Origin of the sequence: Catenuloplanes japonicus (assembly GCF_000717135.1) — a bacterium.
GTDB lineage: Bacteria > Actinomycetota > Actinomycetes > Mycobacteriales > Micromonosporaceae > Catenuloplanes > Catenuloplanes japonicus.
This window is the reverse complement of record NZ_JNXY01000001.1, coordinates 321,958-342,763: the sequence shown is the minus strand read 5'-3', so window position 1 is coordinate 342,763 and position 20,806 is coordinate 321,958. Positions and strand designations below refer to the sequence as shown.

The following is a 20,806-nucleotide window of genomic DNA, read 5'->3' as shown; positions in this document are numbered from 1 at the left end:
TCGTGTGACGGAACCACGATCACCGGCGCTGAGTCGTTTGATGGGCAGGCCTGGCGCACGGTCGGGACGGTCGCGGCGCCAGGCCCGCCCATCACCTCTCCCCCCGCGCATCCGCGCCTCAGGCTTCAGGCCCCTGGGCTGCGGCGATCGCGGTGAGTGCAAGGACTGTCTCCGTCAGATAACGATGGAAGTTGCACGGTCTTGAGGGGTGTCACCCAACGCAGTGAACCGGTAACGTCGCGTGGGTTGCCGCAGCCAGGAGCAGGTGGGCGCGGTGCGATCTCGCACATTCACACGGGGAAATCCGCTTCTCGACGCGCGTCCCGGAAGGCTTGGGTCTTGTCCACATCCACCATCACGCAGCCGAACGCATCGGTCACCGATCGGGATCAGGCCGAGGAGCACATCGCCTCGCTCTGCTTCCGCACCGGGCCGTCGCGACTGATCGGCGCGGAGCTGGAGTTCACGGTTCACCACGCGGACGACCCCGCCCGCCCCCTGGAGCTGGAGACGCTGCGGCGCGCGCTCGGCCCGCACGCGCCGGCAACCATCGCGCCGGGCAGTCCACAGGAGACGCTGGACAACGGCACGCCGGTCACGGTCGAGCCGGGCGGGCAGGTGGAGATCTCCTCGGCACCGTTCCGGTCGCTGGCCGCGCTCTACGCCGCCACCGAGGGCGACCGCCGGCAGCTGGCCCGCCTGCTCGCCACGGAGGGCCTGGTGCTCGGCGAGCACGGGCTGGACCCGTGGCGGTCGCCGCGCCGGCTGCTGCGTACCCCCCGTTTCAATGCTCTGGAAAAGGCTTTCGACCGCACGGGTACGGCCGGGCGCGTCATGATGTGCAACACCGCCGGCCTGCAGGCGTGCGTGGACGCGGGCGAGCCGCAGCAGCTCGCCGACCGCTGGGCCGCGCTCTACTCGGCCGGGCCGGCGCTGATGGCCGCGTTCGCCACCTCGCACCGGCAGGGCGGCATCGACACCGGCTGGCGCTCCGCCCGCATGCGGGCCTGGTTCGGCGTCGACCGCGAGCTGACCCGCGCGATCGAGCTCGGCGACGACCCGGCGCACGCCTGGGCCCGGCACGCGCTCGCCGCACCGCTGCTGTGCGTGCGCCGCGACGGGCGGGACTGGGATGCGCCGAACGGTCTGACGTTCAACGACTGGATCGACGGGGCGCTGGACACGCCGCCGACGACCGAGGACCTGGAGTACCACCTCACGCTGCTGTTCCCGCCGATCCGGCCGCGCGGTTACCTGGAGGTCCGCTGCCTGGACGCGCAGCCGGGCAACGAGTGGATCGCGCCGATCGCGGTGATAGCGGCGCTGCTGGCCGACGACGAGACCACGTCGCTGACCCGCGACCTGGCCGCACCGGGGGCGGGCCGCTGGGAGCAGGCCGCGCGGGACGGGTTCACCGACGCCGGTGTCGCCCGCGCCGCGCACGCGGTGCTCGACCTGGCCGTGCGGCGGCTGGACCGGACCACGCTCGACGTCCCGACCCGGGCCCGGGTGGCCCGCGTCGTCGAGGAAAGGCTGAGCAAGGAGTCAGCTACCGGGCATTGAAACCTGGGTGAACAGCGGGCTAACTGACTGGCGGAGTTCCCCTTCGCCGGTCGTACCGTGATCGGATGCCTTCGGTTCTGGTGCTCCCCACCGCCACTGCCGCCCGCGAGCTGGCCGAGCGGGTGATCGGCGGCATGGGGAACCGCTGGCTGCACACCGCCGCGGTCGCCGCGCGGGCCGCGCAGATCTCCGCCGTGGTTCCGGCCGAGGACCGTGACCTGCTGGTCGCGGCCGCCTGGCTGCACGACATCGGTTACGGCGAGCTGGCGCACGACACCGGCTTCCACCCGATAGACGGCGCGCGCCTGCTCGGCCGTTCCGGCTGGCCGGCCCGCGTCGCCGGCCTGGTCGCGAACCACTCCGGCGCCTGCTTCGTCGCGTCCGTGCGCGGGCTCGGCGCCGAGATGGCGGCCTACCCGGACGAGGCGTCCGCGACGTCGGACGCGCTCACCTACGCGGACCAGACCGTGGGCGCGCAGGGCGAGCCGCTCGGCATCGAGGACCGGATCACGGACATGCTGCACCGCCACGGCCCCGGCTCGCCGAACGCGCTCGTCGCCCACCTGCGCACGCCCCACATCCGCGCGATCGCGGCCCGCGTGCAGGCCCGCCTCGGCGCGGCGCGGTAGGCACCGTGCGGCGCGGCGCTGCGGGCGCGGTCAACGGACCACGCGCGGCATCGAGCTGCTGCGGATCACCAGCTCCGGGGTGACCTGGACCTGCTGTGACGGGCGGCGTTCGCCCTCCAGCAGGCGGGAGACCATGAGCTCGACCGCGATCCGGCCGACGTGGTTCTTCGGCGGGCGGACCGCGGTCAGCGCCGGCTCGGCCAGGTGGGCCACCTCGTCGTCGTAGGAGACGATCGCCAGGTCGTCCGGGATCGACAGGCCCTGCTCCGCGCAGAACTGGGCCACCGACATCGCGTCCGGGTCGCTGTGCACGATGAGCGCGCGGGTGCCGGTACGACGGCATTCGGCCAGGATGTCGGCGATGATCTCCCGGTGGCCGGGCGCGTCCAGCGCGACCGACTCGCGGATCAGCAGCTCCTGCGGCAGCCCCAGGTCGGCGCAGACCGCACGCCACCCGCGCTCCAGGTGCACGGACGTGGGGCTGCCCTTGGACAGCACCAGGCCGATCTTGCGGTGGCCGTGCTCCCACAGGTGGCGGACCGCGATCTCCACGCCGAGCGCATGGTCGCTGCGCACCCATTCGAGCTGGCGCGGGGTCGGCGTCCAGCGGGCCGGCTGCCGTTCGACCAGGATCGTCGGGACCGGCAGGCGCCCGATCCACTCCACCATCTCGTCGATGCCGTCGCCGTCCAGGCTCGGGGCCAGCAGCAGGCCCTGGACCTGCTGCGCCTCGATCAGCCGGGAGATCTGGCGGCGGTCCTCGACCTGGTCGTAGCTGGAGCCGCGCAGCTGGATGCTGATGCCGAGCACGGCGGCCGCGGTCCGGGCGCCGGCCACGATCGCGGGCCAGTAGAAGTCCAGCGACGGTACGACCATGCCGATCGTGAACCGGGTGGCGGGCGCGCGGCGCGGGCGCTGGGACGGCGGCACGAAGTCGATCGGCAGCGTGGCGCCGCCATGGACCTTGGTGAGCAGGTTGCGTTCGGCGAGCGCGGTGATGTCGCGCCGGATGGTCAGCTCGGAGACGCCGAAGTCACGCGCGAGGTCCCGGACCCGGACGGCGCCGTGCCGGCGGAGCTCGCCGAGCAGGCGTTCCTGCCGTTGCAGGTTGAACATGCGATCCGACTGCACGGCGCCTCCAGGGCAGGGTGTTCGAGTGTGAACGTTTGTGTCCGGCAGGTTACGACCTCTGGCCTACATGTTCGGCTGGCGTTATTCATGTAACCCAGCTCACCTTTTACCGAATTCGAGCGGGAGGCACCAGTGTCAGTCCCCGGCAGGCCGCGGGCGTTGCTCGTCATGGACGAGAGCTCGTTCCGGGCGCACTTCGACCGGGAGCGCCTCGACCGGCTGGCCGGGATGGTGTCGCTGGGCGACCCGATCCGGATCGACGAGCTCGATTCCCGCATAGCCCAAGAAAAACTGAAAAATACGGAAATTCTGGTGACGTCGTGGGGGGCGCCGCAGCTGACCGCGGCGCGGCTGGCCGACGCGAAGCATCTCAAGGCTGTCATCCACGCCGCCGGCAGCGTGCAGGGGCTGGTCAGCGACGAGGTGTGGCGGCGCGGCATCCGGGTCAGCAACGCGGCGGACGTGAACGCGATCCCGGTCGCGGAGTTCACGCTGGCCGCGATCATCCTGGCCGGCAAGAAGGCGCCGTTCCTGGCGGCGGACCCGGCCGCGCACAGCACGGGCTGGGGCCACCGCAACGGCTACGGCGACCTGTCCAACTTCCGCCGGACGATCGGCGTGGTCGGTTTCTCCCGGATCGGGCGCCGCGTGGTACGGCTGCTCGAGACGCTGGACCACGCGCGGTGCCTGGTGGCGGACCCGTTCGCGGACCCGGACGAGATCCGCCGCGCCGGTGGCGACCCGGTCGGCCTGCACGAGCTGCTCCCCCGCAGCGACGTGCTCACGCTGCACGCGCCGGAGAACGCGCAGACCCGGGGCATGATCGGCGCGGCCGAGCTGGCGCTGCTGCCCGATCACGCCACCGTCATCAACACGGCCCGCGGCAGCCTGATCGACGCCCGCGCGCTGGAGAACGAGTGCCGGTCGGGACGGCTCTTCGCGATCCTCGACGTCACCGATCCCGAGCCGCTGCCGCGCGACAGCACCCTCCGATCGGTGCCGAACATCCTGATCACTCCGCACATCGCGGGCTCTCTCGGCACCGAGATCCTGCGGCTCAGCGACTTCGCGCTGGACGAGCTGGGCCGATGGCTCGCCGACGAGCCGCTGCACGCGGAGGTCACGGCAGACCTGTTGACCACGCACGCATAAGAGATAACCCACAAAGGAGTGAGTACTTCATGACGAGGCACCTCATGAAGGGCGTTGCGGCCGTGGCCGCGCTGCTCATGGTCACGACCGCCTGTGGCGGCGGGAGTGACGAGGCACGCAAGACCGCGGACGGCAAGGACATCCTGTCCATCTCGGTGTGGAACTACGAACAGACGCCGGAGTTCAAGGCGCTGTTCGACGCGTTCGAGGCGGACAACCCGACGATCGACATCCAGCCGGTCGACATCCTGGCGGACGACTACTCCGACAAGGTCACGACGATGCTGGCCGGCGGCGACAAGACCGACGTGCTGACCATGAAGAACGTGACCGATTACGCCCGCTACGGCACCCGCGGGCAGCTCACCGACCTGACCGAGACGGTGAACGGCCTGCCGAAGGACAGCTACCTCGGCCTGGACGCGTTCGACCTGGACGGCAAGTACTACGCGCTGCCGTACCGCCAGGACTTCTGGGTCCTCTACTACAACAAGAAGCTGGTCGGGGACGCGGACCTGTCGAACCTGACCTGGGCCGAGTACGCGGCACTGGCCAAGTCGAAGACGAACGGCGACGGCGCGGAGAAGGTCTACGGCTCCTACCAGCACGTCTGGCGCTCGGTCGTGCAGGCGATCGCGGCGTCGCAGACCGGCGGCGACCAGCTCGGCGGCGACTACGCCTGGATGACCGACCAGTACACGATGACGCTGGACCTGGAGAAGGCCGGCGCGATCATGCCGTGGGGCACCGCGAACAGCCAGAAGGTGACCTACGACAGCCAGTTCTCCACCGGCAAGGCCGCGCTGCTGCCGATGGGCGCCTGGTACTCCGCCCGCCTGATCGCGGACAAGGCCGCGGGCAAGCACGACGTCGACTGGGGCGTGGCGCCGCTGCCGCAGACCGCGAAGGGCGCCGGGGTGAAGACCTTCGGCTCGCCCACCGCGTTCGCCGTCAACAAGAACGCGCGCAACGCCGCCGCCGCGAAGACGTTCGTGGAGTGGGCGTCCGGGGAGAAGGGCGCGACCGCGGTCGCCAAGATCGGCATCTACCCGTCGTTCACCAACGACGCGGTGCTGGCCGCCTACGCCGGGGTGGCCGGCATGCCGACCGACGACGTGGCGAAGAAGGCGTTCGCGCCGGACAGCGTGATGCTCGAGATGCCGGTCAGCGACAAGTCCTCCGACGTGGACCAGATCCTCAAGGAGGAGCACGAGCTGATCATGTCCGGGGAGAAGACGATCCCGGACGGCATCAAGGAGATGGGCGACCGGGTCAAGAACGAGGTCGGCTGAGGCACGACGTGTGGAGCCGGCCGTGCGCGGCCGGCTCCCCGCCGTACCCGCGAAGGAGAATGTGACGTGACGGTTTTGACCTCGACGGCCCGGAAACGCCGCCGCACCACGCTCATCGGCTGGAGCTTCATCCTGCCGAATTTCATCGGCTTCGCGGCGCTGACGCTCGTCCCGGTCGTCGCCGCGCTCGCGCTCTCGTTCATGGAATGGGATTCCTACAGCTCGCCGGAGTGGGTCGGGCTGGCCAACTTCGAGCGGATGTGGAACAACGCCAACTTCTGGGTGGCGCTGAAGAACACCTGCTTCTACGCGCTCGGGCACATCCCGCTCACGCTGGTCGCCGCGCTCGGCTTCGCGATGCTGCTCAACCGCCCGTTGCGCGGCGTGGGACTGTTCCGGACCGCGCTGTTCTTCCCTTACGTGACGTCGCTGGTCGCGGTCGCGGTGGTGTGGAACATGCTGTTCAGCCCGGATCTGGGCCCGATCAACCAGTTCCTGCGCGCGATCGGCATCGACAACCCGCCCGGCTGGACCACGTCGTCGGACTGGTCGATGGCCGCGGTCGTGCTCACCAGCGTGTGGCGCGACATGGGCTACTACATGGTGCTTTATCTGGCGGGCCTGCAGACCATCCCGCCGGAGCTCTACGAGGCCGCGAAGGTCGACGGCGCCGGCGCGTGGGCGCGGTTCCGGAACATCACGCTGCCGTCGCTGCGGCCGACCACGTTCTTCGTCGTGATCATGCTGACCATCTCCAGCTTCAAGGTCTTCGACCTGGTGCAGGTGATGACGGAGGGCGGTCCGGGCCGGTCCACGCTGGTGCTGTCCCAGCTGATCTTCCGGGAAGGCATCACGCAGGGCCGGTTCGGCTACTCGTCCGCGATCTCGATGGTGCTGTTCGTGATCGTGCTGCTGGTGACGCTGATCCAGTTCCGCATCCAGCAGAGGAGCGAGCGATGACGGCGCTTCTGGACACACCGGCACGCGTCACCGGGCGAACCCCCAGATCAACATCACGTGGGGGTACGGCCGGGAAGGTCGCCGGATACACGCTCCTGATCGTGCTGTCGCTGGCCGTGATGATCCCGTTCGCGTGGATGCTGAGCTCGTCCCTCAAACAGAACAACCAGGTCTTCACGGTCCCGATCCAGTGGATTCCCACGGAGCTGCGCTGGGAGAACTACGCGGAGATCTGGGACCGGATCCCGCTCTGGACCTACCTCGGCAACTCCATGATCCTGAGCGTGTCCGTGACCGCGTTGCAGGTGCTGACCGGCAGCTTCGCGGCGTACGGCTTCGCGAAGGTCCGGTTTCCCGGCCGGGACGCGCTGTTCCTGGCCTACATCGCCACGATCGCGGTGCCCTGGCAGGCGTACATGGTGCCGCAGTACATCATCATGCAGAAGCTCGGCCTGGTGGACACGCACCTGTCGCTGATCCTGCTGCAGGCGTTCGGCGCGTTCGGCGTGTTCCTGATGCGGCAGTTCTACCTCACGATCCCGGACGAGCTGAGCGAGGCCGCGCGGCTGGACGGGCTCTCCGAGTACGGCATCTGGGCCCGGGTGATCCTGCCGCTGTCCAAGCCCGCGCTGGCCTCGCTGGCGCTGCTCACGTTCGTGAACACCTGGAACGACTACATGGGCCCGTTCATCTACCTGACCAGCAACGATCTGTGGACGGTGCAGATCGGCCTGCGCGCGTTCGTCGGCCTGTACGACGCGGAATACGCCATGATCATGACGGGCTCGGTGATCTCCGTGGTGCCGATCCTGACCGTGTTCCTGCTGGGACAGCGCTACTTCGTGCGCGGCATCGCCACCTCGGGGCTGAAATGAGGCTCAACCTGGCCTACGGCACCTGGGACCTGATCTGGTCGTTCGCGCACCGGGCACTGGTGCTCAACCTCGCGCTCGCGCTGGCGAACCTGCCGCTGTTGTTCGCGCTGGCCGTGGTGTCCGCGCCCGGGTCGTACCCGCTGTTCTTCGGGGTCCTGGCCCTGAGCGTCGGCCCGTCGGTCGCGGCCGCGTTCGGCTACCTGCACGGGTCCGGGTCCTATCCGGCGTGTTACCGGCGGTTCTTCCGGGCCGCACTGCTGCGCTGGACGCTGGCCGTGGCGCTGACCGGCGTGCTGCTCGCGGACATCGTGGCGCTGCACGACCACGCCGCCGGCGCCTACCTGGTCCCGCTGTTCGTGGTGCTGACCGTGCTGGTGCCGGCCGCGGGCGTGGTGTCGCTGGCGCTGCTCCCGCTGCGGCCGGAGCTGCGGCTGTGGGCCGGGCTGCTGACCTCGGCCTACGCGGCCGTGCGGCGGTGGTGGCTGACCGCGCTGACGCTGCTGGCCCTGGCCGCCGCCGCCCTCGCGGTCAACCAGGCCCCGATCCTGGGCCTGGCCACGCTCCCCGGCTGCGCGCTGATCCTGGCCTGGGTCAACTCCTCCGCCTCGCTGCGGCAACCCGACGAAGCCTGATCCGGGGGTACGACAGGGAACGGCCCGTTCTGCTGTCACGTCGACGGCCGCGCATGGTGGTGCGCGGCCGTCCGCAGAGGACGCGAACGTCGACCGGCCCCGTCGGTGGTCGGGGCGTCCCCCATGTCGCGAAAGCGGCACGGGGGACGCCCTGATCTTCGAGGGTGGCGGTACAGCGCGTTCGAGGGCGGCGTCGCCCCGAGATCCCGCAGCCCGCTCCCGTCACGATCCGCACGTGATCGGGGCGGTTCTGGGTTTGGGTGTGAGCTCAGCCACCCGCGGCAGCGGAAGGGAGGAGCGCCGGCGACGACCGGTGCCCGCGGGAGCGTGCGGGCCGCGACCACCCGCGACGTGGGAAATGAACCAGATCTTGATCTTGCCTGTGAATTCGGAGCGCTCTCGGCGCCGGATCCGCCGCTCAGCGCACGGCCAGCGCGGTCGCCACGTGGACGGCGGTCACCACGAGCGGCCCGGCGACCATGGTCCACTCCCGGCGGGCGATGCCGAGCACACCGTCCCCGACCTGGGCGAACGCGGCCGCGATCAGCACCGCCGCGACCGCGGGACCGGACCGGGCGAGCGGCAGGACCAGCGCGAGCACGCCGAGCGGCACACCGCGGAGCGCATACATGCGTCCGTAGAAGCGCTCCCCCGGGGACGGCTCGGGACTGTGGCTGAGCGCGGACGGGCGGAGCGCGCCGAGGAGCGCGAAGACGATGGTGGCGGCGGAGAGGGCGGCGTTGACCAGGAGGAGAGCCACGGGACCGGTCCTTCATGAGAGTCGACTGTCACGAAGGAGCGTACGCCGGAGGTTTATCGCGAATCCCGACAGTGGATGTCGGGAACTGCTCCTAGCCTGACGGGCATGGCTATCGCTCGTTACCCCAGCATCGTGCTCGACTGCCCGGACCCGGTCGCGCTCGCGGAGTTCTACGGATCCATGCTCGACTGGAAGGTCGAGGAGTCCGACCCGGACTGGGCACAGATCCGCGCGGAGAACGGCCAGTGCCTCTCGTTCCAGCGGGTGAACCGGTTCGTGGCGCCGGACTGGCCGAGCGCGGACAAGCCGCAGCAGATGCACCTGGACGTGATCGTCGACGACCTGGACACGGCCGAGACCGCGGTGGTCGCACTCGGCGCCACCAAGCACTCGCACCAGCCCGGCACGACATTCCGGGTGTTTCTCGACCCGGCCGGACATCCGTTCTGCATCTGCGTGAGCTGACAGGTATCCGTACGTGATCGTCATGCTGCACGACACGGTGCGCGGCGCCGCCGACATCACCGCGCTGAACGGCATCGCCGCCGAGGCGATCGATCGGGTATCGCTCCACGTCTGACCTGGTCAAAGTTAGAATGCGGCGATGGGGACAGAGTGGCCGGAGACGCCGTTTCCGCTTGATCTCGCGCGGCTGGACGAGGCGTACCTGTCGCTGCGGGACACGCCGGCGCCGTTCAGCCCCGGCCCGGACTGGCGGGAGAAGGCGTTCGGCCCGGATCCGGACGACCTGGCCGCCGTGCCCGCGTTCATGCAGTGGACCAGCAGCCACATGCCGTTGCGCTGGGCGGCGCTGCGGGTGCTCACCGCGGCGTACCCGTCCGGCGAACCGCTGAACCTGGCCGGCCCGGTCACGCTCGACAAGGGCGTGATCCGGGTCTGGCCCGGCGACGTGCACATCGACGGCAACCTGGTGCTCGACCGCAAGGCGCGGGTGATCGTGCTCGGCACGCTCACGGTCACCGGCGCGCTGGTTGCCCCGCCGTACGGATATTCGCTGGTCGGCGCGCGGGCCATCGTCTGCCGCGACGGGGTGAGCGCGGGCGAGATCCTGGCCACCGAGTCCGTCACCTGCCCCGGCACGTTCCTGCTCAGCCGCGACACGCACACCGCCATGTCGCCGCTGTTCACCGGCGGCACGCTGGTCGACTACATGTGGCCGGCGCGCTTCAGCCGCGTCGACGTCACCACCCGCGTCACCGGCGGCATGGACCGCATCGACCACGCGGCCGCGGAGAAGGCGCTCGGCGTCCGCGGCGACCACCTGGACGACCTCTTCGCGGCCAAGCTCCTCAAGAGCTGACCGACTGCTCAGGCCCGGTCGGCGGCTCGGGCTGGGCCGGCGGCTCGGGCTGGAAGAAGGCCAGCATCCGGCGGGCCGCGCCGGGGCCGTGCAGCAGGGCCTGGACGGAGGCGGACATGCGGGCGGCCTCGCTGGTGCGAGCGAACATCTCGCGTTCGTAGGAGCGGACGGCCGCGGGAATGTCGCCCGGGTGCACGGCCAGGGCCTGGCCGAGCAGGACGCCGTCGAGCAGGGCCATGTTCGCGCCCTCCCCCACCGGCGGCATCAGGTGCGCGGCGTCGCCGAGGAGCGTGACGTCGGGGCGGGACGGCCAGGTCAGGCCGGCCGGAAGCGCGCTGATCGCACGCGGCACGATGGTGTCGTCGCAGGCCTCGATCAGCGCGGTGAACCGCGGGTGCCAGCCGGCGAAGAGCGCGATCAGGCGCACGCGGGCCGCGGCCGGGTCGTCGAACGGGATGCCGCTGGTCGCAAGCCAGTCCACGCCGGTGCGGAAGATCAGACCGACCCGGACCCGGCCGTCGCTGCTGCGCTGCGCGGCGAGGGACTGCCCGTCGCCGAGCACCCAGTAGGAGCCGCGTCCGACCATCTCCGCGAGGCCGGGGTGGGTCCGGTCGATGTCCGGGATGCCCAGCTCGATGCTGTTCTCGCCGGTGTGCGTGGGGCGGGCGTCCGTGAGCAGCCGTCGCACCCGGGATTCCGCGCCGTCCGCGCCGACCAGCAGGTCATAACGTGCACTGCCGCCGCCGGCGAAATGCACAGAGCCCTTCTCGGCGTACGCGAAAGCGTGCCCCCACCGCACCGTGCCCGACGGCAGCGAGTCCAGCAGCAGGTCACGGAGGTCGGCGCGGTCCACCTCGGGGCGGGCGAGCGGGGCGTCGTCCGGCGTGTCCTCCTGGAGCAGCAGCGTGCCGTCCGGCTCCAGCAGGCGCAGGTCCTGCCCCTCGCCGCGCGCGATCGCGTGGAACCCGTCGATCAGACCGGCCTCGCGCAGCGCCCGCTGTCCGGTGTCGGTGTGCAGGTCGAGCGAGCCGCCCTGGGTGCGGGCGTCGCGGGAGGTCTCCCGCTCGTAGACGACCGCGTCGATGCCGTGCAGGTGCAGCGTGCGGGCGAGCGCGAGACCACCCGGCCCGCCTCCGATGATCGCGATGCTCATGAACCCTCCCCCGTCGATACACCGTATTGGCCAATACACCGTATCGCCACGATGCGGTGTATTGTCAACACCCGTGCTGGTGTGGGAGAGACCGGAACCGCCCGACCGCCCGACACCGGGCGCGCTGAGCCGCGACCGGATCGTGCGGGCAGCGATCCTGCTCGCGGACGCGGACGGGCTGGACGCGGTCTCGTTGCGCAAGGTCGCGGCCGCGCTGGAGGTCGGCCCGATGCGGCTCTACGGCTACATCGCCACCAAGGACGAGCTGCTCGACCTGATGTCCGACGCGGTCTACGCCGAGATCCAGCCGGCCGGCGAGGGCTGGCGGGCCGCGCTGACCTCGCTGGCCGAGACCACGCGCGACGCGGCCCACCGGCACGAATGGTTCGCCGACCTGCTCGGCGGGCGCCCCCGGCTCGGCCCGCACGCGCTGGCCCAGGGCGAGGCCGTGGTGTCGCGGATGAGCGGCATCCACGTGGACGACGTCATGCCGATGGTCGGCGCCGTGAACGCCTATGTGGCGGGCGCGGTCCGGCAGGAGATCACCGAGCGGCGCGCGGAGCGGACCTCCGGGCTGGACAAGCGGCAGTGGCAGGCCGCGTTCGGGCCGTACCTGCAGCGGCTGTTCGCGAGCGGCCGGTTCCCCGCGATGTCCGCGGTCGTCCACGACGCCGCCCACCTCGACGCCGACCGGTCCTTCCGCCTGGGCCTCGACCTGCTGCTCGACGGCATCGCAGCCCGCCTCGCGCGATGAGGGGCGACAAAAGCACAGACGCCGACGGGGGTACGGCCGGGAGCGGCGCGGCCGGGAGCGCGGGTGGGCCGGCGCCGGTCACGCTGCGGGAGGTGGCGCGTGAGGCCGGGGTCTCGTATGCGACCGCGTCACGCGCGCTCAACGGCAGTGATCGGACCGTGCGGGAGGAGAACGCCGCGCGGGTACGGGAGGCGGCCGCCCGGCTCGGCTACCTCCCCTACCTGCCGGCGCAGGCGGTGGCGCGCGGCTTCTCCTCGACCGCGGCGCTGGTGGTCGCGGACATGGACGACCCCTACTTCGCCTCGATCGCGGTCGGCGTGGTGGACGCGGCCGAGGAGGCCGGGCTGATCGTCACCATGGCGGTCGCGGACCGCACCCCGGAGCTGGAGGTACAGCTGGTCCACAAGCTCCGCGGGCACCGGCCCCAGGTGATCATCGTGGCCGGGAGCCGGATCGAGGGCCCGCAGGACGCGCTGGTCGCGGAGCTGGAGGCGTACCGGAGCGCGGGCGGGCGGGTCGCGCTGATCAGCCAGGAGGGCCTGCCGTTCCCGACCGTGCCGATCGACAACTACGGCGGGGCGCGGGCGCTGGCCCGTACCCTCGTGGATCTCGGTCGTGACGGTTTCGGCATCGTGCACTCCGGCGACCGGATCCACACGTCGCGCGACCGCCGGCAGGGCTTCACGGACGGGCTGCGCGAGGCGGGCCTGGAGCCGGTGCTGATCGAGGAGGCGTTCTCCCGGGACGGCGGGCGGCGGGCCGGGCGGTCGTTGCACCCGGAGGTACGGACCGTGTTCGCGGTCAACGACGTGATGGCGATCGGCGTGAGCAGCGGGCTGCGCGAGGCCGGGCGGGTGCCGGGGGCGGAGGTCGCGGTCGCGGGCTTCGACGACGTGGAGGAGGCGCGGTACGCGACACCGGCGCTGACCACGGTGCGGGTGCCGCTGCGCGAGATCGGACGGCTGGCGCTGCGGATCGCGCTGGATCCGGGCGGGGATACAGCCGGGGCAGGTGTGCGGGGCTCGGCCGGAGGCGGCGGGCGGGACTCGGTCAGGGACGGCGCGTGGGTGTCGCCGAAGGGTGCCGCACGAGTGCCGCCGGAAGGGGCTGCGGGTGCCGTCGTGCGGGTGCCGCCGGAGGTCGTCGTGCGGGACAGCACGCCTGGCAGATCCGCATGTGGTGGATCTGCTTCCGGTTGACCCGCGCGCGACGGCCCGCGTTCAGTGGATCTCGCGTCGCAGACGTGCGGTGAACGTTCTGAGCGCGGCCACGACCTCGCCCTCGTCCTGGGGCTTCGCGCCGGCCGTGCGCCACACCAGGCTCGCGAACCGGTCCGCGGCGTCACGGGTGTCGTCGCGGCAGAGCAGGTGGATCTGGGCGCGGCCGGCCTGAAGGCGGTCCTGCCACGCCACCCGGTCGGCGGGCGTGAGGCTGCGCTGGTCGGCGTCGTCGAGCTGGGACTCGTAGAGGTGCGTGCCCGCGGTGGTGAGCTCGGTGGCCGCCTTCAGCTTCTGCTCACGCAGCCAGCGCCGATCCTGATGCCGGTTGCCGAGCCAGGCGCCGATCATCACGCCGGCCAGCCCGATGAACGCCCCGACGAGTCCGGGCAGGATCTCCCGCATGCACACCCTCCACTGTCGACGGTCGCGCGGACCGGACCGCGCCGATACGCCCGTCCGTCGACGGCGGGCGCAGTGACGATGCTGCCGGATGCCCGCAACCACGCGCGCCGCACCCGATGCGTTGTCGCGTCACCGTGGCGGCCGGTCAGCGTGGCGGGTCAGGCGGGATCGCGGGACGCGGTGGTGGATGGGCGGCGGGTGCGGCGGATCGCGAGGACGAGTGCGGTGGCGACCAGGAGCAGATCCGCGATCGCGCCCGGGGCCTTGGTGAGCGCGGGAATCCCGAGGCCGTCCGGTAGCACGAGCAGCGAGACGAACGCGCCGCCGTAGGCCAGCCGTCGCAGGTGGCGTTCCGTGGTCAGCGCGGCGGCGAGGACCGGGACCGGGGTCAGGAAGTACCAGGGGTAGGCGACCGGGCCGAGCACGACCACGGCCAGCAGCACGACGCCGGCCCGCAGCACGACCGCACGCGGGTCGGCACGGCGTTTCCAGGCACCCCACAGGCAGATCAGGCCCACGGCCGCGAGCGCCACGATGCCGGCCAGGCGCGCGACGGCGAGCGCGGTCTCCTCGTGGGCGCCGAGACCGGCCGCGCGCAGGAGATAGCCGACCGCCATGCCGACGCCGGTGGGGACGGACGTCCACTGCTTGGGCCCGGTGGAGGAGGTCAGCGCCGCCAGCCAGCCGAATCCCAGCCCGGACACGAGCGTGACCAGCGCGAACGACCCGACGAGCCCGCCCGCCACGGCAACGGGCCCCCGGCCGACGCGCCCATCACCGGCTGCGGGACTCCGCACGGGCTCCGGGTCACCGACGGCCGCTACCTCCGCGGGCGGGTCAGTCCCGGCCGGAACCCGCAGGCTCCCCGACTCACCCATGACCGGGACCGCGGCGGTACCCGAGTCAGTCCCGGCCGGAACCCGCAGACCCCCCGGCCCACCCGAGGCCGCAATCGCGGCGGTCTCCGGGGCGTCGGCGGACGAGAGCTGCGCGGCCCTCCGGCTGCGGCGGCCGCGGAGGGCCAGGATCAGGACGAACGGCAGCGCGGCCAGGGCGGTGATCTTGATGGCGGCGGCCAGGCCGAGGGCGATGCCGGCCGCTGTCGCGTAGGCGGGAGACGGGCGCAGGGACCAGGCGAGCGCGACCAGCAGCAATCCGGCCAGCAGCGCGTCGTGGTGGGCGCCGCTGACCGCGTGTACCGCGATCAATGGCGCGGGCAGGCCGATCCACACCGCCCGCGTCGCGTCGAAGCCGAACGACGATGCGAGCTGCCACACGCCGGCCGCGGCCAGCGCGAGGCCGGCCAGCGCGCACAACCGCAGCACCACCAGCGCGACCAGCCATGATCCGCTGAAGCCGGCGAGACCGGAGATGAGCAGCGCGAACGGGCCGTAGGGGGTGGTGGCGTCCTGCCAGAGTTCCGCGACGCCGGGGAGCCAGGGGCAGTCGGCGGCGCGCGGCGAGGTCACGTAGGGGTCGAGGGAACGGGCGTAGATCCAGCCCTGGCAGGCGTAGGAGTAGACGTCCCGGGATCCGATCGGCGGCGCGAACAGGAACGGCAGCTGCCACAGCACGCCGGTGACCAGCAAGGACCGCACAGGCGACGGCAGCCGCACAAGCGACCGCGACCGCGACCGCAGCGGCAGCGGCAGCGACGACCGCCGAGGCGAGGACGACCGCGGAGGCGACGGCGAGAACGACGCCGAGGACGGCAACCCCCGGGCCACCCGCAGCCAGCACGCGACGAGTCCGGCGAGCCCGATCAGGCACACGATCAGCGCGACCGTGAACGGCCCGGCCGGCCCGGTGCGGTGGCCGGCGGGGAGCGCACCCGCCCACCATGCGCCACCGGCCAACAGCGCGGCGGACAGGAATCCCAGCAGTCTCACAAGCCCATCCAACCCGGCACGCCCCGCGGAACGCGAGCCGGCAGCAAACCCCACGGGCTCATGTGCCCATCCAGCCCGGCGCGTCCACGCGGAGCGCGTCGGCGGGGACGACGGCGCGGAGCGCGTCCTCGATGTCGGTGACGCGGGACGAGCCCAGCCTTGCCGCCCAGGAGGCGCGCAGGTCGTCGAAGATGCGGGCGGAGCGGGCCAGGCAGTCGCGGCCGCGCGGGGTCAGGCGGACGATCTTGCGGCGGGCGTCGTGGGTGTCGTCGGCGCGTTCCGCGTAGCCGAGCGCGATCAGCCGGTCCACGGTCTTGCCGGCGGCCTGCTTGGAGACGCCGAGCCGCCGTCCGACTTCGGTGGCGGTCACGCCGCCGGCGCCGATGGCCTGCATGGCGAAGCCGTGTACCGGGCGCGCGTCCGGGTGTCCCTCCGCGGCCAGGCGCACGTGCAGCGCGTCGACCAGTGTCCGGAAGCCGCCGAACAGCAGCACGGGCAGCTCCCAGCCGTTGACGAATTCGTCAACCTGGTTTACCTTTTCGTCAACCACATTGACGATTCTAGGAGATCGCCATGCGCTTCCCCGCACACACCGTCGACACCGCACCCGAGCCGGCCCGCCGCGGCCTGCGCGCGATCGAGAAACACTTCGGCCACCTGCCGGAGGCCGCCGCCCGGATGGCCACGTCGCCGCAGCTCCTGGAGGGATTCCAGCGCCTGAACGCGCTCTTCGAGTCCACCTCGCTGCCGCCGCTCGCCCGGGAGACGCTGATCATGACGGTCGCGGTCCGCAACGGCTGCCACGTGTGCGTCGCGCTGCACACCGGGCGACTGCGGGCGCTCGGCGCGCCGCCGGAGCTGATCGCGGCGTTACGGACGGATCAACCCCTTGAAGATCACAAACTCGAGGGGGTACGACTGTTCGCGCTGGCCGCGCTCGCGCACGCCGGAGGCGTACCGCCGCATGATCTTGATCTGTTCCTCGAAGCCGGGTGGAGCGAGCAGCAGGCGCTGGAGGTGGTGCTCGGGATCGGGACCTACACGCTGTCGACGTTCGCGAACCGGCTCACCGGCGCCGCGATCGATCCGGAACTGGCCCCTCCTGCGTAAGAAAGGGAGACGGTAGGCTCTCGGCGGCCTCGGCTAGGGACAGGAGCAGCAGAGCGTGAACACAACAATGCGTGCGGTCGCGGCGGTGCTGATGGCGGCCGCGTTCGCGCTGGCCGCATGCGGCGGGGACGACGACGTGGCGGCGGATCCGTTCGACGCGCTGGACAACTCCGTGATCGCGCTGCTCGACGGCAATTACACGTTCAAGCACGCCACGACCTACCAGGTGGTCGAGGGCTCCGCGCTCGCCTCCGGCAACTCCATGCGGGTGAAGCTGGATTCCGGCGTCGAGGGCCAGCAGTTCACCTCGGACTACGTGGTGGTCGGCGGCGAGCGGTTCGTGCTGCTCGACTTCAGCCAGGTGGAGAACCTGACCTCCAACCTGCCGGAGGTGCTGACCGGCAAGAAGTGGGTGCCGCTGACCGATCCGGCCGTGACCGAGCTGGGCGGCATCCCGTTCCCGACGCCCGGGGACGACGTGGTCGGCGCGACCGCGGCCGTGCGCGCGGTGACGGATGCGCGGGAGACCGGCGAGCACACGTACGCGGGCACGGTCGACCTGACCCAGATCGGGCCGGGCGTGCTCAAGGTCGGCCCGACCGCGGAGCTGCTGGTCCAGCTCGGCGACGCGGCCGCCGCGGTGCCGTTCACGGCCACGCTCGACGCGGAGGGACGGCTGCTCACGTTCCTCTACGACGTCCCGGCCGCGGGCAGCGTTCCGGCGAACCACGTGGAGCTGTCGCTGAGCGGTTACGGCGCGGCGCAGGCTCCGGCCAAGCCCGACCCGGCCGCCGTGGCCGACTACGCCGAGGCGATGAAGGCGATCCAGGAGCAGTAGGTCAGCCGCGGCCCGGCACCCTGATCACGGAGAGTTCCAGGGTGGCGGGCATGGGGGCGACGCCGGGGCCGCCGGCGCCGACCCAGTCCGCGATGTCGTCCGCGATCGCGTCGTCCAGGACCAGGCCGAACCAGACCGGGCGCGCGCCGCGACGCCGGGCCTCCGGGGCCGGGTGCACGATCATCACGTTCGACTGGTCGCAGACGTCCAGGCAGAGGCTGGTCCTGACCCGGTGACCGGCCGGGGCCAGCTCCGCCTCGAGCCGCTGCAGCTGCCAGTCGTGGTCGACGGCCGGATGCTTCTTCCGGCTGCCGCAGCAGCAGTCCCGGCAGACGGTCAGCGTGCAGCCCACGGGGTCGGTCTCCTTCATGTCGTCGCGACTCGGTTCGCCGCGATCGCGACGGTGGCGGTGGGGGCGGTGTGTTTGGGGACGACGAGGCGGGCGGCGGCTTCCGGCGCCTCGGCGGCGTCCGCCGTTCCGGCGGCAGGACGCTGCGCGGCGGTGTCGGCGGTTCTCAGCAGCGCGGACGTGCCAGGCGGCGCGGACGTGCCAGGCAGCGCGGACGTGCCAGGCAGCGCGGACGTGCCAGGCAGCGCGGACGGCAGCAGGGCGGTGCCGGCTGCGGCGAGCAGTGCGGCCGCCTCCGCGACGCTGGGCGTGCCGACCGCCGTCCGCACCCGCGCCGATGGACCGGCGGCGCCCGCTGCCGTGAGTTCCTCCGCGCTGTAGCCGATCACCGGCCAGCCGTGGGCGGCCGCCAGCGCCCGCACCGCGGGATGATCGCGGCGCCGGTCGAGCGTGGCCAGAGCGACGACCGATTCCGGCGGAATCGCGTGCTCCGAGAGCACCATCCTCACCAGGTCGGACAGCTCACCGACGGTCGCCTGCGGCCGGACACCGACGCCGACCGCATAGCGCCGTCGGCCCGCCGGGCCTCCGCCGGTGGCGAGGCCCACCCGATCCGCCCGGTCTGCGGAATCCGCCGGAACTCGGTCTTCCGGCCCGTCGAGGTCGCCGCGACGCCCGGGATCCGGAACGACGCGATCGCCTGCCGATTCCGCCGTGGTCACGCGCGGCCCCGACGACCCGCGGGCTCGCGATCGCCCGGCCGGTGCGGCGTCCCGCGGGCTCATTCCACCGTGGCGGCGGACGCGACCAGGCGCGACGCGATGCCGGGCTGCCCGGCCCAGTGCAGGTGCAGGTAGGACGCGTGCACGTTGCCGGCGACGAAACCCTCCGGTTCGGCCCCGCGCCACGCCCACGCCGCCTCCGCCCGCGGCGCCAGCAGCAGACCGGACCGCGGGCTCACCATGGTCCGGTGGAACTCGTGCCCGGAGACACGCGTGCCCGCGGGCGCGAGCACGCTGTCCGCCAGCGCCACCGCGTCCCGGTACCCGAGCGTGAGCGACGGCGTCATCGCCGCCTCCACGTCCAGCACGTCGCACATCGGCGCGCCGTCCAGCGACCGGGACAGCCACAGCAGCCCCGCGCACTCCGCGACGACCGGCGAGCCGGAAGCGGCGAGGCGGGCGACGTCGGCGCGGAGCGAGGCGTTCGCGGAGAGCTGGGACGCGTAGACCTCGGGGAAGCCGCCGCCGATGACCAGCCCGCGCGTACCCTCGGGGAGTTTTTCGTCGCGGAGCGGGTCGAGCGTGACGACCTCGGCGCCGGCGGCCGCCAGCAGCTCCGTGGTCTCGGCGTAGCCGAAGCTGAACGCCGCGCCCCCGGCCACGGCGACGACCGGCCGCGACTCGACGACCCTGCCCCCGGGCACCTCGAACGCGGCGGACGACACCGCGTCGAACGGCGACCAGGCCGGCACCGGCAACGGACCGGCGGAGGAGGCGAGCGCGTGCACCTCGTCCAGGTCGACGGAGGACGCGATCAGCGCGGCCAGCGCCTGGACGGACGCGGCGGCCTCGGCGTGCCGTTCGACCGCGGGGATCAGGCCGAGGTGGCGGGACGGCGCCGCGACCGCGTCGTGGCGGCGGAGCACGCCGAGCACGGGCGCGCCGACCTCCTCGCAGGCCTCGCGCAGCAGCGATTCGTGCCGGTCGGAGCCGACCCGGTTGAGGATCACGCCGCCGATGTGGACGCCGGTGGAGAACGAGCGGAAGCCGTGCACGACGGCGGCGACGGAGCGGCCCTGCGCGGTCGCGTCCACGACCAGGATGACCGGCGCGCCGAGCAGGCCGGCCACGTGCGCGGTGGAGCCGAAGTCGCCCTCACCGACGCGGCCGTCGTAGAGGCCCATCACGCCCTCGACGATGGCCAGGTCCGCGTCGGCGGCGCCGTGCGCGAACAGCGGCGCGACCCGCTCCTCGCCGACGAGCACCGCGTCCAGGTTGCGGCCGGGGCGGCCGGCCGCGAGCGCGTGGTAGCCGGGATCGATGTAGTCGGGGCCTATCTTGAACGGCGCCACGCGGGCGCCACGGGCCGCGAACGCGGCGAGCAGCCCGGTCGCGACCGTGGTCTTGCCGTGGCCGGATGCGGGCGCGGCTATGACGACCCGGGGGATGCTCACCATTCGATTCCCTGCTGCCCCTTGCGACCCGCGTCCATCGGGTGCTTGATCTTCGTCATCTCGGTGACCAGGTCCGCGACCTCGAGCAGCGCGGGGTGCGCGTCCCGGCCGGTGATCACCACGTGCTGGCTGCCGGGCCGGTCGCGCAATGTCGACACCACGTCGTCGATGTCGACCCAGCCCCATTTGATCGGGTAGGTGAACTCGTCCAGCACGTAGAAGCGGTACGCCTCCGCGGCCAGGTCCTTCTTGATCTGCTCCCAGCCCTGCGCTGCCTCGACGGCGTGGTCCCGCTCGGTGCCGGGCCGCTGGATCCAGGACCAGCCCTCGCCCATCTTGTGCCAGGTCACCGGCGCTCCGCCGGGCACCTCGCCGAGCGCGCGCAGCGCGGTCTCCTCGCCGACCTTCCACTTCGGACTCTTCACGAACTGGAACACCACGATCGGCCACCCGGCGGACCAGGCGCGCAGCGCCATGCCGAACGCGGCCGTGGACTTGCCCTTGCCCGGTCCGGTGTGGACGGCCAGGACCGGCTGGCGGCGGCGCTGGCGCGTGGTCAGCCCGTCGTCCGGAACACTCTCCACCTTGCCCTGCGGCATG

The 20,806-nt window shown here is 72.1% G+C and carries 23 protein-coding genes; 13 read left to right on the top strand and 10 right to left on the bottom strand.

The features are described 5' to 3' along the window. The first annotated feature begins 339 nt into the window (after window positions 1–339). Both egtA and OP04_RS01645 read left to right on the top strand, forming a co-directional pair. Entirely contained in the window at window positions 340–1,563 is a 1,224-nt protein-coding gene (gene egtA, locus OP04_RS01650; RefSeq protein WP_232323422.1) for an ergothioneine biosynthesis glutamate--cysteine ligase EgtA, read from the top strand. Window positions 1,564–1,628: 65 nt separating this feature from the next. Then, window positions 1,629–2,192 (top strand): HD domain-containing protein, encoded by a 564-nt coding sequence (locus OP04_RS01645; protein WP_033337594.1) that lies wholly within the window; start codon window positions 1,629–1,631, stop codon window positions 2,190–2,192. 30 nt (window positions 2,193–2,222) lie between these two features. Here the strand turns inward: OP04_RS01645 and OP04_RS01640 are convergent, their stop codons facing one another. Beyond that, a complete protein-coding gene (locus tag OP04_RS01640) occupies window positions 2,223–3,323 on the bottom strand; it encodes a substrate-binding domain-containing protein (RefSeq protein WP_232323421.1) in 1,101 nt (366 codons plus the stop codon). A gap of 168 nt (window positions 3,324–3,491) precedes the next feature. On the opposite strand from OP04_RS01640, the gene OP04_RS01635 reads away from it, so the two are divergent. The 5 genes from OP04_RS01635 to OP04_RS01615 all read left to right on the top strand — a co-directional run bounded on the left by OP04_RS01635 (window position 3,492) and on the right by OP04_RS01615 (window position 8,234). Then, a complete protein-coding gene (locus OP04_RS01635) occupies window positions 3,492–4,475 on the top strand; it encodes a hydroxyacid dehydrogenase (RefSeq protein WP_033337592.1) in 984 nt (327 codons plus the stop codon). A gap of 29 nt (window positions 4,476–4,504) precedes the next feature. Beyond that, complete coding sequence (locus OP04_RS01630; RefSeq protein WP_033337591.1) at window positions 4,505–5,767, top strand: ABC transporter substrate-binding protein; 1,263 nt, start codon at window positions 4,505–4,507, stop codon at window positions 5,765–5,767. Between the two features lie 66 nt (window positions 5,768–5,833). Next, window positions 5,834–6,727, top strand: coding sequence for a carbohydrate ABC transporter permease (locus OP04_RS01625; protein WP_033337590.1), 894 nt, complete (start codon window positions 5,834–5,836; stop codon window positions 6,725–6,727). Beyond that, window positions 6,724–7,602 (top strand): carbohydrate ABC transporter permease, encoded by an 879-nt coding sequence (locus OP04_RS01620; protein ID WP_033337589.1) that lies wholly within the window; start codon window positions 6,724–6,726, stop codon window positions 7,600–7,602. The genes OP04_RS01625 and OP04_RS01620 overlap by 4 nt, the downstream gene beginning before the upstream one ends. After that, window positions 7,599–8,234: a hypothetical protein gene (locus OP04_RS01615; protein ID WP_051796926.1), complete on the top strand. Its 636-nt coding sequence runs from the start codon at window positions 7,599–7,601 to the stop codon at window positions 8,232–8,234. Before OP04_RS01620 ends, OP04_RS01615 begins: the two co-directional genes overlap by 4 nt. A gap of 418 nt (window positions 8,235–8,652) precedes the next feature. Here the strand turns inward: OP04_RS01615 and OP04_RS01610 are convergent, their stop codons facing one another. Further along, entirely contained in the window at window positions 8,653–8,994 is a 342-nt protein-coding gene (locus OP04_RS01610) for a hypothetical protein (RefSeq protein ID WP_033337588.1), read from the bottom strand. Between the two features lie 105 nt (window positions 8,995–9,099). Here OP04_RS01610 and OP04_RS01605 point away from each other — a divergent pair, with 105 nt between their 5' ends. Continuing rightward, complete coding sequence (locus tag OP04_RS01605; protein ID WP_033337587.1) at window positions 9,100–9,459, top strand: VOC family protein; 360 nt, start codon at window positions 9,100–9,102, stop codon at window positions 9,457–9,459. Between the two features lie 139 nt (window positions 9,460–9,598). After that, on the top strand, window positions 9,599–10,315 hold the full coding sequence (locus OP04_RS01600) for a hypothetical protein (protein ID WP_033337586.1): 717 nt from the start codon (window positions 9,599–9,601) through the stop codon (window positions 10,313–10,315). Here OP04_RS01600 and OP04_RS01595 read toward each other — a convergent pair. After that, complete coding sequence (locus tag OP04_RS01595; RefSeq protein WP_051796925.1) at window positions 10,305–11,468, bottom strand: FAD-dependent oxidoreductase; 1,164 nt, start codon at window positions 11,466–11,468, stop codon at window positions 10,305–10,307. The two genes, OP04_RS01600 and OP04_RS01595, sit on opposite strands and share 11 nt — an antisense overlap. 73 nt (window positions 11,469–11,541) lie before the next feature. Here OP04_RS01595 and OP04_RS01590 point away from each other — a divergent pair, with 73 nt between their 5' ends. Together OP04_RS01590 and OP04_RS01585 are read left to right on the top strand one after the other, a co-directional pair. Next, window positions 11,542–12,222 (top strand): TetR/AcrR family transcriptional regulator, encoded by a 681-nt coding sequence (locus OP04_RS01590; RefSeq protein WP_033337585.1) that lies wholly within the window; start codon window positions 11,542–11,544, stop codon window positions 12,220–12,222. Beyond that, entirely contained in the window at window positions 12,219–13,421 is a 1,203-nt protein-coding gene (locus tag OP04_RS01585) for a LacI family DNA-binding transcriptional regulator (protein WP_085066135.1), read from the top strand. Before OP04_RS01590 ends, OP04_RS01585 begins: the two co-directional genes overlap by 4 nt. A 21-nt stretch (window positions 13,422–13,442) precedes the next feature. On the opposite strand, the gene OP04_RS01580 is transcribed toward OP04_RS01585, so the two are convergent. The 3 genes from OP04_RS01580 to OP04_RS01570 all read right to left on the bottom strand — a co-directional run bounded on the left by OP04_RS01580 (window position 13,443) and on the right by OP04_RS01570 (window position 16,283). Next, on the bottom strand, window positions 13,443–13,844 hold the full coding sequence (locus OP04_RS01580; protein ID WP_033337584.1) for a hypothetical protein: 402 nt from the start codon (window positions 13,842–13,844) through the stop codon (window positions 13,443–13,445). A gap of 158 nt (window positions 13,845–14,002) precedes the next feature. Then, window positions 14,003–15,733 (bottom strand): polyprenol phosphomannose-dependent alpha 1,6 mannosyltransferase MptB, encoded by a 1,731-nt coding sequence (gene mptB / locus OP04_RS01575; protein WP_033337583.1) that lies wholly within the window; start codon window positions 15,731–15,733, stop codon window positions 14,003–14,005. 58 nt (window positions 15,734–15,791) lie between these two features. Beyond that, complete coding sequence (locus OP04_RS01570) at window positions 15,792–16,283, bottom strand: MarR family winged helix-turn-helix transcriptional regulator (RefSeq protein WP_198153648.1); 492 nt, start codon at window positions 16,281–16,283, stop codon at window positions 15,792–15,794. A 23-nt stretch (window positions 16,284–16,306) separates the two neighbouring features. Here OP04_RS01570 and OP04_RS01565 point away from each other — a divergent pair, with 23 nt between their 5' ends. Next, window positions 16,307–16,843, top strand: a complete 537-nt coding sequence (locus OP04_RS01565) for a carboxymuconolactone decarboxylase family protein (RefSeq protein ID WP_033337582.1) — start codon at window positions 16,307–16,309, stop codon at window positions 16,841–16,843. Window positions 16,844–16,898: 55 nt separating this feature from the next. Further along, window positions 16,899–17,681 (top strand): hypothetical protein, encoded by a 783-nt coding sequence (locus OP04_RS01560; protein ID WP_157239100.1) that lies wholly within the window; start codon window positions 16,899–16,901, stop codon window positions 17,679–17,681. Between the two features lies 1 nt (window position 17,682). Here the strand turns inward: OP04_RS01560 and OP04_RS01555 are convergent, their stop codons facing one another. The 4 genes from OP04_RS01555 to cobO all read right to left on the bottom strand — a co-directional run bounded on the left by OP04_RS01555 (window position 17,683) and on the right by cobO (window position 20,805). Next, window positions 17,683–18,021: a hypothetical protein gene (locus tag OP04_RS01555; protein WP_033338000.1), complete on the bottom strand. Its 339-nt coding sequence runs from the start codon at window positions 18,019–18,021 to the stop codon at window positions 17,683–17,685. A gap of 26 nt (window positions 18,022–18,047) precedes the next feature. Continuing rightward, entirely contained in the window at window positions 18,048–18,638 is a 591-nt protein-coding gene (locus OP04_RS48995; RefSeq protein ID WP_051796923.1) for a cobalamin biosynthesis protein, read from the bottom strand. Between the two features lie 173 nt (window positions 18,639–18,811). Continuing rightward, window positions 18,812–20,209 carry a cobyrinate a,c-diamide synthase gene (locus OP04_RS01545; RefSeq protein ID WP_033337580.1) on the bottom strand — a complete coding sequence of 466 codons (1,398 nt, stop codon included), beginning with the start codon at window positions 20,207–20,209 and terminating at the stop codon, window positions 18,812–18,814. Continuing rightward, window positions 20,203–20,805: a cob(I)yrinic acid a,c-diamide adenosyltransferase gene (cobO, locus tag OP04_RS01540; RefSeq protein ID WP_033337579.1), complete on the bottom strand. Its 603-nt coding sequence runs from the start codon at window positions 20,803–20,805 to the stop codon at window positions 20,203–20,205. Before cobO ends, OP04_RS01545 begins: the two co-directional genes overlap by 7 nt. Between the last annotated feature and the right edge of the window lies 1 nt (window position 20,806).

Excerpts from the sequence above, each read along its gene's own strand:
- OP04_RS01580 (WP_033337584.1), bottom strand. The coding sequence starts at position 13,844 with ATGCGGGAGATCCTGCCCGGACTCGTCGGGGCGTTCATCGGGCTGGCC.
- OP04_RS01595 (WP_051796925.1), bottom strand. The coding sequence starts at position 11,468 with ATGAGCATCGCGATCATCGGAGGCGGGCCGGGTGGTCTCGCGCTCGCC.
- OP04_RS01545 (WP_033337580.1), bottom strand. The coding sequence starts at position 20,209 with ATGGTGAGCATCCCCCGGGTCGTCATAGCCGCGCCCGCATCCGGCCAC.
- cobO (WP_033337579.1), bottom strand. The coding sequence starts at position 20,805 with ATGCCGCAGGGCAAGGTGGAGAGTGTTCCGGACGACGGGCTGACCACG.
- OP04_RS01585 (WP_085066135.1), top strand. The coding sequence starts at position 12,219 with ATGAGGGGCGACAAAAGCACAGACGCCGACGGGGGTACGGCCGGGAGC.
- OP04_RS01565 (WP_033337582.1), top strand. The coding sequence starts at position 16,307 with ATGCGCTTCCCCGCACACACCGTCGACACCGCACCCGAGCCGGCCCGC.
- OP04_RS01620 (WP_033337589.1), top strand. The coding sequence starts at position 6,724 with ATGACGGCGCTTCTGGACACACCGGCACGCGTCACCGGGCGAACCCCC.
- OP04_RS01600 (WP_033337586.1), top strand. The coding sequence starts at position 9,599 with ATGGGGACAGAGTGGCCGGAGACGCCGTTTCCGCTTGATCTCGCGCGG.
- OP04_RS01635 (WP_033337592.1), top strand. The coding sequence starts at position 3,492 with ATGGACGAGAGCTCGTTCCGGGCGCACTTCGACCGGGAGCGCCTCGAC.
- OP04_RS01615 (WP_051796926.1), top strand. The coding sequence starts at position 7,599 with ATGAGGCTCAACCTGGCCTACGGCACCTGGGACCTGATCTGGTCGTTC.
- OP04_RS01645 (WP_033337594.1), top strand. The coding sequence starts at position 1,629 with ATGCCTTCGGTTCTGGTGCTCCCCACCGCCACTGCCGCCCGCGAGCTG.
- OP04_RS01630 (WP_033337591.1), top strand. The coding sequence starts at position 4,505 with ATGACGAGGCACCTCATGAAGGGCGTTGCGGCCGTGGCCGCGCTGCTC.
- OP04_RS01605 (WP_033337587.1), top strand. The coding sequence starts at position 9,100 with ATGGCTATCGCTCGTTACCCCAGCATCGTGCTCGACTGCCCGGACCCG.